The organism is Actinomadura sp. NPDC048032 (genome assembly GCF_040653175.1).
Classification (GTDB): domain Bacteria; phylum Actinomycetota; class Actinomycetes; order Streptosporangiales; family Streptosporangiaceae; genus Spirillospora; species Spirillospora verrucosospora.
Window position 1 is genome coordinate 1 of record NZ_JBEZJP010000037.1, and the last position, 16,501, is coordinate 16,501.

The window sequence follows — 16,501 nt, forward strand, 5'->3', positions numbered from 1 at the left end:
GCACGTCGAAGCCGAGCACGCGGATCGTGCCCTTGTCGGCGACCGCCTGCGCGGTCAGCATCTTCATCGTGGTCGACTTGCCGGCGCAGCCGCCCTCGCGGCGGCGCTCGCGGCCACCCGCGCCGGAACGCGCGGCGCCCTCCGCGCCGGCCACTTCCTCATGATCGCCGCCGTGCCGCTCGGCCTCGCGGGCGGCGCCCTCGGCCGCTGGGCGTTGCTCGCCCCCCTCGTCCCCCTCGGCGCCGGCGCGGGGCTCGCCCTCGCCGCCTCGCTCCGCGACGCGAAGATCGGCGCCGCGCTGTTCGGGCTGTCGCTGTGCTTCCCCGCGGTGCTGGCCGGGCAGCTGCTCGTCCTGTCGCTGCAGGCCGGGCGGCTGGAGCGGATCCGTCCGCTCACCGGCGCCCAGCATGTGCACGCGCTCCTGGAGGGCTACCGCATCTGGCTGGTCGTCGCCGGGGTGGCCGCCGTCCTGCTCGCCGGAGCCACCGCCCGCCTGTGCGCCCGACACGCCGCGGCACCGCGTCCCCGCGCCGCACGGCCCCCCGGGAATGCCGCCGCGGACCCCGGGGCCGGGTAGGATTCGCGCGCTTACCGAATCCGAAATCCTCTAGGAGAAACTGTCGTGTCCGAGCGCACTCTTGTCCTGGTCAAGCCCGACGGCGTTCGCCGCGGCGTCGTCGGCGAGGTCATCTCCCGGATCGAGCGCAAGGGCCTGAAGCTCGTCGCGCTGGAACTGCGCACCCTCGCCCGCGAGACCGCCGAGGCGCACTACGAGGAGCACAGCAGCAAGCCGTTCTTCGGCGAACTGGTCGACTTCATCACCGGCGGCCCCCTCGTCGCCATGGTCGTGGAGGGCCCGCGCGCCATCGAGGCGTTCCGCTCGCTCGCCGGCGCCACCGACCCGGTCAGCGCCACCCCCGGCACCATCCGCGGCGACTTCGCCCTGGAGATCGGCGAGAACATCGTCCACGGCTCCGACTCTCCCGACTCCGCCGCGCGCGAGATCAAGCTCTTCTTCCCCGAGGTGTAGCGGTGCGCTAGCTGTGCTGGCCCAGGGGGGCGACCCCCTGGAACCCCCGTTGCGAGCCGGGCAATCCTCACGCCACGGTGCCGGTTTCCGTGCCCGTGCGGGTTGTCGTCGTGGCGCTCCGGTCGCCCGGCTCGGCGGGTCGGGCGACCTCCAGGCGCCCAGAGCGCCTTCCGGCCGCCCGACCCGCGCCCCGCTCAGGTCGACTCCGAGAGCGTCACGACGTGCACGTCCAAGAGCGCTGGGCGCGGAGGGTCCGCTCCAGGTTGGAGTACGGGCTACGGCCCTGCCCTCCGCTGAGGGTGGGTTGAAGCGGGCTTGGATGTTCCTCATCCGAAAAGCGGTCGGAGGGGGCCGGTCGTCGCTCGTCCCAGAATCGGCTTGTGGGCGAGTAAGGGCTGGCCCCGCGGCATCTCGGGCGCCTTCATGCGCCGGTAGATCCACGGCCCGGGGTTCGGCTTTTCTGCCACCGCGCGAGCGGTGCTTCCAGACGAATCGAACCGTGTTGCGGCGTGGGGCTGTGTCGGGCCGGGGAAGACCCCCTAAGATCCTCGGATACCCGGTGGCGCCGGGTCTGCCGTGGGCGCCGCGCGTCTTTGGCCGACCGGCCGCCGGGTCAGTCCGCCGGGTTCTCTTTATGGAAAACCGGGCTGGTCAGGACGCGTTTTTTTCGCGACGCGCGGCGCGGGGGTGACTGCCCGCGGAGGTACGCGCACGTTACGATGGACGCGCCGCTATACACGCCCGTCAATCATGAAGGGCTCCCTTTCTTCATGGGTAACAAGCTGTCGTTTCTTGGCCGTGACATGGCGGTCGATCTCGGTACCGCCAACACCCTGGTGTACGTGCGCGGGCGTGGCATCGTCCTGAACGAACCCTCCGTGGTCGCGATCAATACCAATACCGGGAAGATCGTCGCGGTGGGCATCGAGGCGAAGCGGATGATCGGCCGCACACCGGGCAACATCGTCGCGGTCCGTCCGCTGAAGGACGGCGTCATCGCCGACTTCGACGTCACCGAACGGATGCTGCGCTACTTCATCCAGAAGGTGCACAAGCGCCGGCACTTCGCCAAGCCGCGGATCGTCGTGGCCGTGCCGAGCGGGATCACCGGGGTGGAGCAGCGCGCGGTGAAGGAGGCCGGCTACCAGGCCGGCGCCCGCCGCGTCTACATCATCGAGGAGCCGATGGCCGCCGCGATCGGCGCCGGGCTCCCCGTCTACGAGCCGACCGGCAACATGGTCGTCGACATCGGCGGCGGCACCACCGAGGTCGCGATCATCTCGCTCGGCGGGATCGTCACCAGCCAGTCGGTGCGCGTCGGCGGCGACGAGCTCGACCAGGCCGTGATCTCTTTCTCCAAGAAGGAGTACTCCCTGATGCTCGGGGAACGCACCGCGGAGGAGATCAAGATGGCGATCGGGTCGGCCTATCCCGGCGGCGACGACGAGCCGCACGCCGAGATCCGGGGCCGCGACCTCGTCAGCGGGCTGCCGAAGACCGTCGTGATCTCCGCCGAGGAGGTCAGGCGGGCGATCGAGGAACCGGTCAACGCCGTGGTGGACGCGGTGAAGACCACCCTCGACAAGTGCCCGCCCGAGCTCTCCGGCGACATCATGGACCGCGGCATCGCGCTCACCGGCGGCGGCGCTCTTCTGAAGAACCTCGACGAACGGCTCCGCGAGGAGACCGGGATGCCCATCCATCTGGTGGACAACCCGCTCGACTCGGTGGTGCTCGGCACGGGCAAGTGCGTCGAGGACTTCGAGTCGCTCAGGCAGGTGCTCGTGCCGGAGCCGCGGCACTGATTCGGACATGGCCGGCCAGGGGACGCCAGGGGGCGTTCCCCGGGCGAGCCGATTCGGACATAGTCCGCCGAGGGGGACGCGGGGGCGTCCCCCCTCGTGAGGCACTGGGCTCCCGGCGGACCAGGGAACGGGAGGTCGGTGCGTGAAGGACACCCGGCGCACCCGCGTGGTCCTCGGCGCGTTGCTGGTCGTGGCGCTCGCGATGATCACCATTGACTACCGCGGCGGGCAGGACTCGCCGCTGAGCGGCCTGCGCGGCCTCGGCGCGACGGTGTTCGGCCCCGTGGAGCGGGCGTCGGCGTCCGTCGTCCGGCCGGTCGGCAACACCTTCGACGCCATCACCGACGCGCCCGGCGAGCGGCGCCGGGCCGACCGGCTCGTGCGGCAGAACCAGCGGCTGCGCGAGCAGCTGCGCTCCAGCCGCCTCGACCAGGACCGGTCCGCGCAGCTGCGCAGGCTGCTCGGCACCGCGGGAATGGGCGGCTACAAGATCCATGCCGCGCAGGTGATCTCGGCGGGGCAGGGCTTCGAGGACACCGTCACCATCGACGTCGGCAGCCGCAGCGGCATCCGGCCCGACATGACCGTGATGAGCGCCGACGGCCTCGTCGGCCGCGTCACCCGCGTCGGGCCCGCGACCGCCACCGTCCTGCTCGCCACCGACCAGACATCCTCCATCGGCTCCCGGCTGGAGGAGTCCAAGGAGATCGGCATCACCCAGGGGCGGGGCCGCCGCGGGCTCGGCCGGGGCGGCGCGACGCCGCTGCGGTTCCAGCTGCTCGACGCCGCCGCCCCGATCCGGGTCGGCCAGCGGATCGTCACGCTCGGGTCGCAGGGGCAGAAGCCGTACGTCCCGGGCGTCCCGATCGGCGTGGTCGAGCGGATCGAGCGCTCCACCAGCGGGCTGACCCGCACCGCCTACGTCCGGCCGTTCGTGCGGTTCACCAGCCTGGACGTCGTCGCCGTCGTGGTCGCCCCGCCGAAGACCGACCCGCGGGACGCGGTGCTGCCGCCCAAGCCCCCGCCGCCCCCGACCCCGACGCCGACCGCGACGCCGTCGGCGAGCAAGAGCCCGAAGGCGAAGCCGCGCCACTCCAAGAGCCCGTCCACGAATCCGACCCGGGGGGACTGACGTGCTGAACCCACCCGAGGCGTCGCCGGCCGGCCGCGCCGCGGTGACCGCCGTGGTGATCGTCGTGACGCTGATCCTGCAGGTGTCGGTGGCGAACCGGCTGCCGCTGCCCGGCGGCGTCCAGCCCGACCTGGTGCTGCTCGCCGTCGTCGCGCTCGCGCTCGTCGCGGGCTCCATGACCGGGATGGTGGCCGGGTTCCTCGCGGGCCTCGCCGCCGACATCATCCCGCCCGCCGACCACACCCTCGGCCGGTACGCGCTCGTCTACTGCCTCATCGGGTACCTGTGCGGCGTCGCGTCCGCCGAGATGGACCGCCAGTCCGCGGTGCCGTTCCTCGCCGTCGCCGCCGGCGCGCTCGCCGGGACCGTGGTGTACGCGGGCACCGGCATGATCCTCGGCGACCCGCGCGCCGAGTGGGCGACCGTGTCCAGCATGGTGCCGCTGCAGGTGCTGTACGACGTCATCGCGAGCCCGTTCGTGGTGTGGGCGGTGCTGCGCGTCACCCGCCGTTACGAACGCGGGGAGCGCGCCCGCGGCGACCGCCTGGCCGTGCCCGCCGCCCGCTACCGCGCGATGTCGGGGCGGAGCGGGACCCTGTGAACCCGAGGACCCACTTCCGCCTCGTCGTCCTGTACGTGCTCGTCGCCGCGCTGCTGCTCGTCCTGATCGGGCGGATGTGGGCGCTCCAGGTCCTGGAGGGCGCGCACTACCGGGCGGTCGCCGCGGAGAACCGCACCCGCGACATCGTCGTCCCCGCCACCCGCGGCATGATCCTGGACGACCGCGGCAGGCCGCTCGTGCGCAACCGCAGCGCCCTCGTCGTGTCGGTCGACCGCACCACGCTGTCGCGGCAGAAGGACGGCGGCCAGACCATCCTGAAGCGGCTCGCCGCCGTGCTCGGGACGTCCCAGGAGGAGATGGCCAAGCGGATCCGGCTGTGCGGGCCCGGCATCAAGCGGCCGTGCTGGCCGGGCTCCCCCTACCAGCCGATCCCCGTCGAGGACCACGTCGACCCCAAGCGCGCCCTGCAGATCATGGAGCGGCAGGAGGACTTCCCCGGCATCACCGCGCAGGTCCAGGCCGTCCGCGACTACCCGCAGCCGGAGGGCGCGCGCCCCGCGCAGCTGCTCGGCTACCTCCAGCCCGTCACGCAGGAGGAGCTCGACAAGCGCAAGGGCCTCAAGGTCACCGGTTACAGCGGCGTCGACCTCGTCGGGCGCGACGGCCTCGAAGCGCAGTACGACTCGGCGCTCAGCGGCGAGCCCGGGTTCCGCAAGGTCCTGGTCGACAGCCAGGGCCGCGTCACCGGTACCGCGCAGGAGCAGCCCCCGACGGCCGGCGGCAACCTCGTCACCAGCATCGACGCCGGCGTGCAGGGCGCGGCGGAGAAGGCGCTCAAGAACGCGATCGACGACGCCCGCAAGCAGGGCCGCCCCGCCGACGCCGGCGCCGCGGTCGTGATGGACGTGCGCACCGGCCGGATGATCGCGATGGCGAGCTACCCGACCTACGACCCCGGCATCTGGACCGGCGGCATCTCCCAGGACGAGTACGACGCGCTCCTCGGCAAGAAGCAGGGCGAGCCGCTGATCTCCCGGGTCACCCAGGGGCAGTTCGCGCCCGGCTCCACCTTCAAGATCTCCTCGGTGGCCGCCGCGGTGAAGGACGGCAACAGCCTGACCGGCACCTACGACTGCCCCGGCTCCTACAACGTCGGCAACCGCGCGTTCCGCAACTTCGAGGGCGAGGAGCTCGGGGCGATGTCGCTGCACACGGCGCTCGTCAAGTCCTGCGACACGATCTTCTACCGGTTCGCCTACCAGGAGTGGCAGCGCGACGGCGGGATGAAGCCGAAGAAGAACCCCTCGGACCCGATGGTGAAGATGGCCCGTGACTACGGGTTCGGGTCGCGCACCGGCGTCGACCTGCCCAGCGAGAGCGAGGGCCGCATCCCGGACCGCGGGTGGAAGAAGTCCTTCTGGGACGCCACCAAGGCCGCCAACTGCAAGGGCGCCAAGACTGGTTACCCGGAGGTCGCCAAGACCGACCCGGCTCGCGCCGCCTACCTGAAGGCCGTCGCTACGGAGAACTGCACCGAGGGCTACGTCTGGCGGCCCGGTGACGCGGCGAACTTCTCGGTCGGGCAGGGCGACGTCCTGGTGACGCCGCTGCAGCTCGTCCGCGCGTACGCGGCCATGGCGAACGGCGGCAAGTTGCTGACCCCGCGCCTCGGGGTCGCGGTCGTGCGCCCCGACGGCTCGATCGTCCGCCGGATCGACGCGCCGCCGCCGCGCCGGCTGCCCGTCGACGGCAAGGTGCTCAAGTACATCCGCCAGTCGCTCGCGGAGGTGACGAAGAGCGGCACGGCGTCCGGGGCGTTCACCGGCTTCGACTTCAAGCGCGTCGACGTCGGCGGCAAGACCGGTACCGCGGAGGTCTACGGCAAGCAGGACACGTCCTGGTTCGCCTCGTTCGGCCCGGTGGACAAGCCGCGCTTCGCGGTGGTCGCGATGGTCTCCCAGGGCGGGCAGGGCGCGCAGACGTCCGCGCCGGCCGTCCGGGAGATCTGGGAGGCCATGTACGGGACGAAGGACCGCAAGGCCATCCTCCAGGACGGGAGGCTCCCGTCCGAGCTGCCGCGGATGCCCGTCGAGGGGACCGCGCCATGATCACCGACTCCGGGGTCGGCAGCGTCGACGCCTACGCCGCGCACCGGTCGTGGACCAGCCGGCTCGCCGGTCTGCGCCGGCTCGACCTGCCGATGCTGCTGGCCGTGCTGGCGCTGTCGGCGGTGGGCGCGCTGCTGGTGCGCTCGGCCACCTTCCACCTGCTGACCGAGCAGGGCAAGGACCCCGAGGGCTTCCTCAAGCGGCACATCCTGAACCTGATCATCGGCTTCCTGCTCGGCGGCCTGGTCACCGTCCTCGACTACCGGCTCCTGCGCGCTTACGTCCCCATCCTGTACGGGCTCGCGTGCGTGGGGCTGCTGGCCGTGCTGACCCCGCTCGGCTCGACGATCAACGGCTCGCACTCGTGGATCGTGGTCGGCGGCGGGTTCCAGGTGCAGCCGTCGGAGTTCGCCAAGGTCGGGCTCGTGGTGCTGCTGGCGATGATCCTCGGAGAGCCGCGCGACGGGGAGATCGGCCCCGGCCGGCGGGACGTGCTGCTCGCGCTCGTGCTCGCCGGGGTGCCCGGCGTGCTGATCATGCTGCAGCCCGACCTCGGCACCACGCTGGTGTTCATCGCGGTCGTGCTCGGCATGCTGGCGATCTCCGGAGCCCAGAAGCGCTGGCTCGTCGGGCTGGTCGGCGGGGGCGTCGCCGCGGGCGCCGCCGTGTACTTCTTCGGGCTGCTGAAGGCCTACCAGATCGCCCGGTTCACCGCGTTCCTGAACCCCGAGGCCGACCCGCGCGGCGCCGGCTACAACGCCCAGCAGGCCCGCATCGCGATCGGGTCGGGCGGGGCGTTCGGCAAGGGCCTGTTCCACGGCGAGCAGACGGGCGGCCACTTCGTCCCGGAGCAGCAGACCGACTTCATCTTCACGGTGGCGGGGGAGGAGCTCGGCTTCGTCGGCGCGGCCGTGATCATCGCCCTGCTCGGCGTGGTGCTGTGGCGCGGGCTGCGCATCGCCACCCAGGCCGCCGACCTGTTCGGGACGCTCGTCGCCACCGGGGTCGTGTGCTGGCTGGGGTTCCAGACGTTCGAGAACGTCGGGATGACGATCGGGATCATGCCGATCACCGGGCTGCCGCTGCCGTTCGTGTCCTACGGCGGGTCGGCGACCTTCGCGAACATGATCGCCTTCGGCCTGCTGCAGGCCGTCCACGTGCGCCGCCGCCCGTTCGATTAGCGACCGGCGACCGCGTAGGCTGGACGTTCATCCCACGTCCCCTGCACGGAGGGTTCCGTCATGCCGGTCGAGTCGCTCTTCCCGCGCCTGGAGCCGCTGCTCCCGAGCGTGCAGAAGCCGATTCAGTACGTTGGCGGCGAGCTGAACTCCCAGCTCAAGGACTGGGACGAGGCCACCGTCCGATGGGCGCTGATGTACCCGGACGCCTACGAGGTGGGGCTCCCCAACCAGGGCGTCCAGATCCTCTACGAGATCCTCAACGAGCGCGACGGCGTGCTCGCCGAGCGGACGTACTCGGTGTGGCCCGACATGGAGGCCGTCATGCGGGAGCACGGCATCCCGCAGTTCACCGTCGACGCGCACCGGCCGGTCGCCGCCTTCGACGTGTTCGGCGTGTCGTTCTCCACCGAACTCGGCTACACCAACCTGCTGACGGCGCTCGACCTCGCGGGCATCCCGCTGGAGGCCGCCGACCGCACCGGCGACCACCCGATCGTGATCGCCGGCGGGCACGCCGCGTTCAACCCCGAGCCGATCGCCGACTTCGTCGACGCCGCCGTCCTCGGCGACGGCGAGGAGATCGCGCTCGCCATCACCGAGGTCGTCCGCGAGTGGAAGGCCGAGGGCGAGCCCGGCGGACGGGACGGGCTGCTGCTGCGCCTCGCCGCGTCCGGCGGCGTGTACGTCCCGCGCTTCTACGACGTGACCTACCTGCCCGACGGCCGCATCCAGCGGGTCGCGCCGAACCGTCCGGGCGTGCCGTGGCGGATCGAGAAGCACACCGTCATGGACCTCGACCAGTGGCCGTACCCGAAGAAGCCGCTGGTACCGCTCGCCGAGACCGTGCACGAGCGGTTCAGCGTGGAGATCTTCCGCGGCTGCACCCGCGGCTGCCGGTTCTGCCAGGCCGGAATGATCACCCGCCCGGTGCGGGAGCGGTCGATCACCACGATCGGCGACATGGTGGAGCAGGGGCTCAAGGAGTCCGGCTTCCAGGAGGTCGGGCTGCTCAGCCTGTCCAGCGCCGACCACAGCGAGATCGGCGAGGTCGCCAAGGGCCTCGCCGACCGCTACGAGGGCACCAACACCTCGCTGTCGCTGCCGTCCACGCGGGTCGACGCCTTCAACATCACGCTCGCCAACGAGTTCTCCCGCGGCGGCCGGCGCTCCGGCCTGACGTTCGCGCCGGAGGGCGGCTCCGAGCGGATGCGCAAGGTGATCAACAAGATGGTCAGCGAGGACGACCTGATCCGCACCGTCACCACCGCCTACGAGAACGGCTGGCGGCAGGTCAAGCTGTACTTCATGTGCGGCCTGCCCACCGAGGAGGACAAGGACGTCCTCGCCATCGCCGACATGGCCAGGCGGGTCATCCAGGCCGGCCGCGACGCGACGGGCCGCAGGGACATCCGCTGCACCGTGTCCATCGGCGGGTTCGTGCCGAAGCCGCACACCCCCTTCCAGTGGGCGGCGCAGTGCGACCACGAGACCGTCGACCGCCGCCTGCGCGCCCTCAAGGACGCCCTGCGCGGCGACAAGGAGTACGGGCGCGCCATCGGCCTGCGCTACCACGACGGCCAGCCGTCGATCGTCGAGGGCCTGCTGTCGCGGGGCGACCGGCGCGTCGGCAAGGTCATCCGCGCCGTCTGGGAGGACGGCGGCCGCTTCGACGGGTGGAGCGAGCACTTCTCCTACGAGCGCTGGACGGCCTGCGCCGAGAAGGCCCTGGCCGGGGAGCCCGTCGACCTCGCCTGGTACACCGTCCGGGAGCGCGACGAGGTCGAGGTGCTGCCCTGGGACCACCTCGACGCGGGGCTCGACCGCGAGTGGCTCTGGCAGGACTGGCAGGACGCCGTCGACGAGACCGAGGTCGAGGACTGCCGCTGGACGCCGTGCTACGACTGCGGCGTCTGCCCCACGATGGGCACCGAGATCCAGATCGGCCCGACCGGCCGGAAGTTGCTCCCGCTGAACGTGGTCTGACGGGATTCGACCGCGTCGTCCCTTGAGCTGCAGGGGTTCCGGGCTTACGGGGGCGGTGCCTGGCCGAACCGGGTCGCGGGCCCCGTACTCTATAGGGAGACCTGTATTTCGACTCGACACGAGTAGGAAGGACCAGAACCCTGGCACCCATGCCGGAGGGTCCGGCACCGGCCCCCGTGACCCAGCGCCTGCGCGTCCGCTACGCCAAGCGGGGCAGGCTGCGGTTCACGAGCCATCGCGACATTTCCCGGGCCGTGGAACGCGCCGTGCGGCGCGCCGGGATCCCCGTCGCGTTCAGCGCCGGATTCACCCCCCACCCGAAGATCTCGTATGCGGGTGCGGCGGCGACAGGGGTGGCCAGTGAGGCCGAATACCTCGAACTCGGGCTCACCGAGACCCGCGACCCTGCGCGGGTGCGAGCCGATCTCGACGCGGCCCTGCCTCCCGGACTCGACGTCCTGGACGTCGTGCCGGTAAGGGCGGGCCACGGCGACGCCCCGGTGAAGCCGGGCGCGTTCACCGATCGGCTCGAGGCGTCCGAATGGCGGATCCGGCTGGACGGTGTCGCCGAAGGCGACGCCGCCGCGGCCGTGGCCGCCTTCATGGCCGCCGAGAACATCGAGGTGGAACGCCTCACGAAGAAGGGACGGCGCCGTTTCGACGTGCGCGCCGCCGTGTCCGCCTGCGAGCTGGACCGGCGTGCCGCCGAGACGGCGGATGCCCCTTGTGCGATACTTCGAATGGTTGTTCGGCATTCCACACCCGCCGTTCGACCCGACGACATCCTCACCGGACTGCGCCAGGTCGCCGACCTCGCGCCGCCGTCACCGCCGCTGGTGACCAGGCTGGCGCAGGGGCCCCTCGACGCGGAAACCGGTGGCCTCGCGGATCCCCTGGATCCCGACCGGGAGACCGGCCTACCGCCCGGCGACGACGCCGGGACGGCCCGCGGCCTTGAGCGGCCGCGGTCCGGGGACGCCGCGAGCGTGGATGCCGTCAGCGCCTGACCGTGGGACCGAAGCCGTGGAGGCACGGAACCGGCCCCGCAGGGTACGGAAGGCGCACCCCCGACGACTTCGTCGTCATGGCCGGACCACCGTCCGGCGGTGACGGCACCGACTGACGAGGTGCTCTCGTGCGGCGCACCGCATCGTTCCGCCTCCGGCGGGACGGGCGGACGCGCCCGGGAGCCTGACGGGAGATTGCCCGGATGCTTGAGAACGAAGCCGATGCGGCCGCGGCCGAAGGCGCCGACGGGACCGTTGACGACGAGTCCGCGCGGACCGAGGGGACCGAGGGGGCGCAGAGCGCGAGCCCCAAGAAGGGGCGCACGGGCGTGACGTCGCGTCCGCGCCGCGCGAGCCGGCCCGCGGGCCCGCCGCCCGACGTGGAGGAGACCCCTGCCGCGACCCCCGCCGCGCAGCCGGAGGCGGCCTCCGCCGAGAAGCCCGCGCCCGCCGGGGAGGCCGCGGCGCCCGCCGAGACGCAGGAGCCGGCCGAGCCGCCGAAGCGGACCCGGACCCGCGCGCGAAAGACCACGAAGGCCTCCGCCGAGACGGCCGAGCCCGTCCCGATGACCGGCGCCGAGACCTCGCCCGAGGCCCCGGCCGAGCCGGCCGCCGAAGAGCCCGCCGAGCAGCCCGCCGAAGAGGCGCCGGCGCCCCGCACCAGGACCCGCCGCCGCCCCGCCAAGGCCGCCGCCGAGGTCCCGTCCGTGCCGCAGGTCCCGGCCGTCCCGGTCGCCGGGGAGGTGCCGGGCCCCGAGCAGGTGTCGGAGACTGAGCCCGCGAGCGGCGTCGGCGTCCCCGGCGTGACGTTCCAGCCGCCGATGGTCGTCTTCCAGCCGCCGCAGCCCAAGGCCGAGGCGCCCGCCCGGCCGAAGGCCGCCGAGGCCGAGCCCGCCGTGCAGGACGCCGGCGAGGAGGACGAGGACCAGGACCACGGGCCCGCCGACGAGGACGACTCCGAGGACCGCCCGTCCCGCCGTCGCCGCCGCCGCGGCGGCCGCGGCCGCGGCCGGGGCGGCAAGGAGGGCGCCGAGGACGAGGGCGAGGAGACCGAGGGCGAGGCCGAGGCCGAGGAGCCCAGGGAAGAGCAGCTCGCCAAGCCCGCCAGGGCCGCCAAGGGCAAGGCGGCGAAGGGCGGCAAGGCTTCCAGGGCCAAGGACAAGGAGCAGGCCAAGGAGCCCAAGGCCGAGGAGCCCGAGCAGGGCGCCGCCGAGGGCGACGAGGACGACGGGGAGGGCGGCACCAGCCGCCGCCGTCGCCGCCGCAGGCGCCGGTCCGGGGTCGACGGCGAGTCCGGCGGCTCCGACGACCCGCCGAACACCGTCGTGCACGTCCGCACGGCCCGCGAGGAGCGCGCCGCCGCCGAGGACGAGGTCCAGTCCGTGCGGGGCTCGACCCGCCTGGAGGCCAAGAAGCAGCGCCGCCGCGAGGGCCGCGAGCAGGGCCGCCGCCGCCCGCCGGTGATCACCGAGGCGGAGTTCCTGGCCCGCCGCGAGGCCGTCGAGCGGGTCATGGTGGTCCGGCAGGAGGGCGAGCGCACCCAGATCGCCGTCCTGGAGGACGACGTGCTCGTCGAGCACTACGTCAACCGCGCGACGCACCAGTCGTACGTCGGCAACGTCTACCTCGGCAAGGTCCAGAACGTCCTGCCGTCGATGGAGGCGGCGTTCGTCGACATCGGCAAGGGCCGCAACGCCGTGCTGTACGCGGGCGAGGTCAACTGGGACGCCTCCGGGCTGGAGGGCCAGCCCCGCCGCATCGAGTCGGCGCTGAAGTCGGGCCAGTCGGTGCTCGTCCAGGTCACCAAGGACCCGCTCGGCCACAAGGGCGCCCGGCTGACCAGCCAGGTCTCCCTCCCCGGCCGGTACCTGGTCTACGTGCCGGACGGCTCGATGACCGGCATCAGCCGCAAGCTGCCCGACAAGGAGCGCACCCGCCTCAAGTCGATCCTCAAGAAGGTCATGCCGGAGCAGGCGGGCGTGATCGTGCGGACCGCGGCGGAGGGGGCGACCGAGGAGGAGCTCGCCCGCGACGTCTCGCGCCTGGCCGCCCAGTGGGAGAGCATCCAGAAGAAGGTCAAGACGGCCTCCGCGCCGTCCCTGCTCTACGGCGAGCCCGACCTGACGATCCGGGTCGTCCGCGACATCTTCAACGAGGACTTCACCAAGCTGGTGGTGTCCGGGGCCGAGGCCTGGGACACCGTCTCCGACTACGTCCAGTACGTCGCCCCCCATCTCGCCGACCGCGTCGAGCGCTGGACCGGCGACCAGGACGCCCTGTCGGCGTTCCGCATCGACGAGCAGATCGCCAAGGCCATGGACCGCAAGGTCTGGCTGCCGTCCGGCGGCTCCCTGGTGATCGACCGCACCGAGGCGATGACGGTCATCGACGTCAACACCGGCAAGTTCACCGGGCAGGGCGGCAACCTGGAGGAGACCGTCACCCGCAACAACCTGGAGGCGGCCGAGGAGATCGTCCGCCAGCTCCGGCTCCGCGACATCGGCGGCATCATCGTCGTCGACTTCATCGACATGGTGCTGGAGAGCAACCGCGACCTGGTGCTGCGCCGCCTCGTGGAGTGCCTGTCGCGGGACCGTACCAAGCACCAGGTCGCCGAGGTCACCTCGCTCGGACTGGTGCAGATGACCCGCAAGCGGGTCGGCCAGGGGCTGCTGGAGGCGTTCTCGGAGACCTGCGAGTCCTGCAACGGCCGCGGCATCCACGTCCACCTGACGCCGGTCGAGCCGAAGGCGGAGAAGGCGGCAGGCAAGGAGTCCGGACGTCGCCGCAAGCGCAAGGGCGAGGTCGAGAAGGCCGTCGAGGAGAAGCTGTCCCGGCACGAGGCCAAGCCCAAGGAGCCCGCGGAGGAGCCCGCCGCCGAGCCCGTGAGCCCGGCCGCCGAGACGGCGCCGGTCGTGGAGGCCGCGCCCGAGCCGGTCCGTTCGCGGCCGAAGAGGTCCCGGCCCGCCAAGCGCCCGGCCGGTCCGCCGCCCGAGATCGACGAGGCCCCGGCGCAGGCCGCCGTGGAGGCCGCCGAGGCCGCCGAGGAGACCGCCGGCACCGCGCCGGGCACGCTGGACTCCGCCGAGCCGGTGCCGGTCGACGCGAACGGCGCCGAGCCGCCCTCCGGCGCGCCGTCCGGCGAGCCCGCGGGCGAGCTGAACGGCGCCGTGGAGGCCGCCGGCGAGTCCAACGGGTCCGCGCCCGCGGGCGACCAGGACGGCGCCGAGCCCGCCCGCCGGCGCCGTGCCCGGCGCCCCCGCGCGACCGCGGCGCAGGCCGCCGACGGCGGCGAGTCCTCGGACTGACGCGGTACCGGGGCCCTGGCCGCACGCGTTCGCGTTCCGGCCAGGGCATCCGGTACCCTTGACCTTCGGCGCGTCATCGGCGCGTCGCCCGAATCCGCACCGCGAGCCCCGTCCGGGGATCGTTCGGTGCTCACCTCATCGATCCGGTGGGGCACAGCAGAGAGCGCCAGGGTCCTCCTGGTGTGCCGCCCTCGGCCCGGTGCCGGGGGTAGGCCCCCGTCCGGGGGCTGGTAAGCCACGCGTGGGACCGGTTCACTCCGGAAGCGCGCGCAGACGAAGGGTTTCCGCGGTGTACGCGATTGTCCGCGCAGGCGGCAGGCAGGAAAAGGTCGCCGTCGACGACGTGCTGACCGTCGACAAGCTGGCCGGTGACGTCGGGTCGACCATCACGCTCCAGCCCCTGCTGGTCGTGGACGGCGACGACGTCGTGAGCCGCACGGCCGACCTCGCCCGCTACGAGGTGACCGCCGAGATCCTCGGCGCGGTCAAGGGCCCCAAGATCAACATCATGCACTACCGGAACAAGACCGGGTACAAGCGGCGGATGGGTCACCGTCAGCCGTACACCGAGGTCAAGATCACCGGTATCAAGGCCGGCAAGAAGTAAGGGAGAGCGGTCTCATGGCACACAAGAAGGGCGCATCGTCCAGCCGCAACGGTCGCGACTCCAACGCCCAGCGCCTCGGTGTGAAGCGCTTCGGCGGCCAGGTCGTCAACGCCGGCGAGATCATCGTCCGCCAGCGCGGCACCCACTTCCACCCCGGCCCGGGCGTCGGCCGCGGCGGTGACGACACGCTGTTCGCGCTGGTCGCGGGCGCGGTGCAGTTCCGCCGCTACCGCGGTCGCAACGCGGTGAGCGTCGTCCCGCCGGCGGAATAGTCCGCCGGGGGCAGCGACTTTTTGTTCGAAGGGGCGGACCGTTTCCGGTCCGCCCCTTCGCCGTTCTTACCAAGGTTTTCCTGAGGAGAGTCACCGTGGCCGCTGGAGCGGGATCGGGCGCGCAGTTCGTCGACCGGGTGGTGCTGCACGTCGCGGCGGGCAACGGCGGCAACGGCTGCGCCTCGATCCACCGGGAGAAGTTCAAGCCGCTCGGCGGCCCTGACGGCGCCAACGGCGGGCGCGGCGGCGACGTCGTCCTCGTCGTCGACTCGAACGCCGCGAGCCTCCTCGAATACCACCGGCGCCCGCACCGCAAGGCGGGCAACGGCAGGCCCGGCCAGGGCAGCCTGCGGACGGGCGCGGACGGCGACGACGTGATCCTGTCCGTCCCCGACGGCACCGTGGTGAAGTCGGGCGACACCGTCCTCGCGGACCTGGTCGGCGAGGGCACCCGGTTCGTGATCGCCAAGGGCGGCAGCGGCGGTCTCGGGAACGCGGCGCTGGCGACGGCGAAGCGCAAGGCGCCCGGGTTCGCGCTGCTCGGCGAGCCGGGCGAGGAGCGCGACGTCGTCCTGGAACTGAAGAGCGTCGCCGACGTCGCGCTCGTCGGGTTCCCGAGCGCGGGCAAGTCGTCGCTGATCGCCGCGCTGTCGGCCGCCAAGCCGAAGATCGCCGACTATCCGTTCACGACGCTGATCCCGAATCTCGGGGTGGTGAGCGCGGGCGACACGACGTTCACGGTCGCGGACGTGCCGGGCCTCATCGAGGGCGCCAGCGAGGGCCGCGGCCTCGGTCTCGACTTCCTCCGCCACATCGAGCGCTCCTCCACCCTCGCGCACGTCCTCGACTGCGCGACGATGGAGCCGGGCCGCGACCCGGTCAGCGACTTCGAGGTCATCGAGCGCGAGCTCCAGGCCTACGACCGGGTGCTGGGCGACCGCCCGCTGTCGGACCGGCCCCGCATCGTCGTCCTGAACAAGGTGGACGTGCCCGACGGCCGCGACCTCGCCGAGATGGTGCGGCCGGAGTTCGAGGCCCGGGGCCTGCGGGTGTTCGAGGTGTCGGCGGCGTCCCACGAGGGGCTGCGGGAGCTGTCGTTCGCGATGGCGGCGATGGTGTCGGAGTACCGCGCCTCGCTGCCGGCGGCGGAGCCCACCCGCATCGTCATCCGGCCGGAGCCGGTCGGCGGGGACACCGACTTCGAGGTCAGGACCCTCGGCGACAACACCTACCTGATCACCGGCACGAAGCCGGTCCGGTGGCTGCGCCAGACCGACTTCGCCAACGAGGAGGCCGTGGGCTACCTCGGCGACCGCCTCGCCCGGCTCGGGGTGGAGGACGCGCTCGCCCAGGCGGGCGCCAGCGCCGGCGCCACGGTCCTGATCGGCACCATGGACGACTCGATCGTCTTCGACTGGGAGCCGGAGGTCGCGGCGGGCGAGGGCACGACGGGCCCGCGCGGCACCGACCGCCGCCTGAGCGGCTGGTCCTGAGCTAACAGCCGGG

Annotated in this window: 13 protein-coding genes; all 13 read left to right on the forward strand. The window is 72.7% G+C overall.

What is annotated here, in order from left to right:
• The first annotated feature begins 172 nt into the window (after positions 1-172).
• The 13 genes from AB0C69_RS08015 to obgE all read left to right on the forward strand — a co-directional run bounded on the left by AB0C69_RS08015 (position 173) and on the right by obgE (position 16,488).
• A complete protein-coding gene (locus tag AB0C69_RS08015; protein WP_360351239.1) occupies positions 173-577 on the forward strand; it encodes a hypothetical protein in 405 nt (134 codons plus the stop codon).
• Positions 578-622: 45 nt separating this feature from the next.
• Positions 623-1,030, forward strand: a complete 408-nt coding sequence (gene ndk / locus AB0C69_RS08020; protein ID WP_345180845.1) for a nucleoside-diphosphate kinase — start codon at positions 623-625, stop codon at positions 1,028-1,030.
• Between the two features lie 770 nt (positions 1,031-1,800).
• Positions 1,801-2,835 (forward strand): rod shape-determining protein, encoded by a 1,035-nt coding sequence (locus AB0C69_RS08025; RefSeq protein WP_185026548.1) that lies wholly within the window; start codon positions 1,801-1,803, stop codon positions 2,833-2,835.
• A gap of 142 nt (positions 2,836-2,977) precedes the next feature.
• A complete protein-coding gene (gene mreC / locus AB0C69_RS08030; protein WP_360351243.1) occupies positions 2,978-3,967 on the forward strand; it encodes a rod shape-determining protein MreC in 990 nt (329 codons plus the stop codon).
• A 1-nt stretch (position 3,968) separates the two neighbouring features.
• Entirely contained in the window at positions 3,969-4,568 is a 600-nt protein-coding gene (gene mreD, locus AB0C69_RS08035; protein WP_345180841.1) for a rod shape-determining protein MreD, read from the forward strand.
• Positions 4,565-6,637: a penicillin-binding protein 2 gene (gene mrdA / locus AB0C69_RS08040; protein WP_360351246.1), complete on the forward strand. Its 2,073-nt coding sequence runs from the start codon at positions 4,565-4,567 to the stop codon at positions 6,635-6,637. The genes mreD and mrdA overlap by 4 nt, the downstream gene beginning before the upstream one ends.
• Positions 6,634-7,818 (forward strand): rod shape-determining protein RodA, encoded by a 1,185-nt coding sequence (gene rodA / locus AB0C69_RS08045; RefSeq protein WP_345180836.1) that lies wholly within the window; start codon positions 6,634-6,636, stop codon positions 7,816-7,818. The genes mrdA and rodA overlap by 4 nt, the downstream gene beginning before the upstream one ends.
• Positions 7,819-7,878: 60 nt before the next feature.
• A complete protein-coding gene (locus AB0C69_RS08050) occupies positions 7,879-9,801 on the forward strand; it encodes a TIGR03960 family B12-binding radical SAM protein (RefSeq protein WP_360351251.1) in 1,923 nt (640 codons plus the stop codon).
• Positions 9,802-9,950: 149 nt separating this feature from the next.
• Positions 9,951-10,808 carry a TIGR03936 family radical SAM-associated protein gene (locus tag AB0C69_RS08055; protein ID WP_345180832.1) on the forward strand — a complete coding sequence of 286 codons (858 nt, stop codon included), beginning with the start codon at positions 9,951-9,953 and terminating at the stop codon, positions 10,806-10,808.
• Positions 10,809-11,011: 203 nt separating this feature from the next.
• Entirely contained in the window at positions 11,012-14,116 is a 3,105-nt protein-coding gene (locus tag AB0C69_RS08060; RefSeq protein WP_360351256.1) for an Rne/Rng family ribonuclease, read from the forward strand.
• Between the two features lie 289 nt (positions 14,117-14,405).
• A complete protein-coding gene (gene rplU / locus AB0C69_RS08065) occupies positions 14,406-14,723 on the forward strand; it encodes a 50S ribosomal protein L21 (RefSeq protein ID WP_179836635.1) in 318 nt (105 codons plus the stop codon).
• A gap of 14 nt (positions 14,724-14,737) precedes the next feature.
• Positions 14,738-14,995: a 50S ribosomal protein L27 gene (gene rpmA, locus AB0C69_RS08070; RefSeq protein ID WP_067640985.1), complete on the forward strand. Its 258-nt coding sequence runs from the start codon at positions 14,738-14,740 to the stop codon at positions 14,993-14,995.
• 95 nt (positions 14,996-15,090) lie between these two features.
• Positions 15,091-16,488, forward strand: coding sequence for a GTPase ObgE (obgE, locus tag AB0C69_RS08075; RefSeq protein ID WP_345180825.1), 1,398 nt, complete (start codon positions 15,091-15,093; stop codon positions 16,486-16,488).
• Positions 16,489-16,501: the final 13 nt, after the last annotated feature.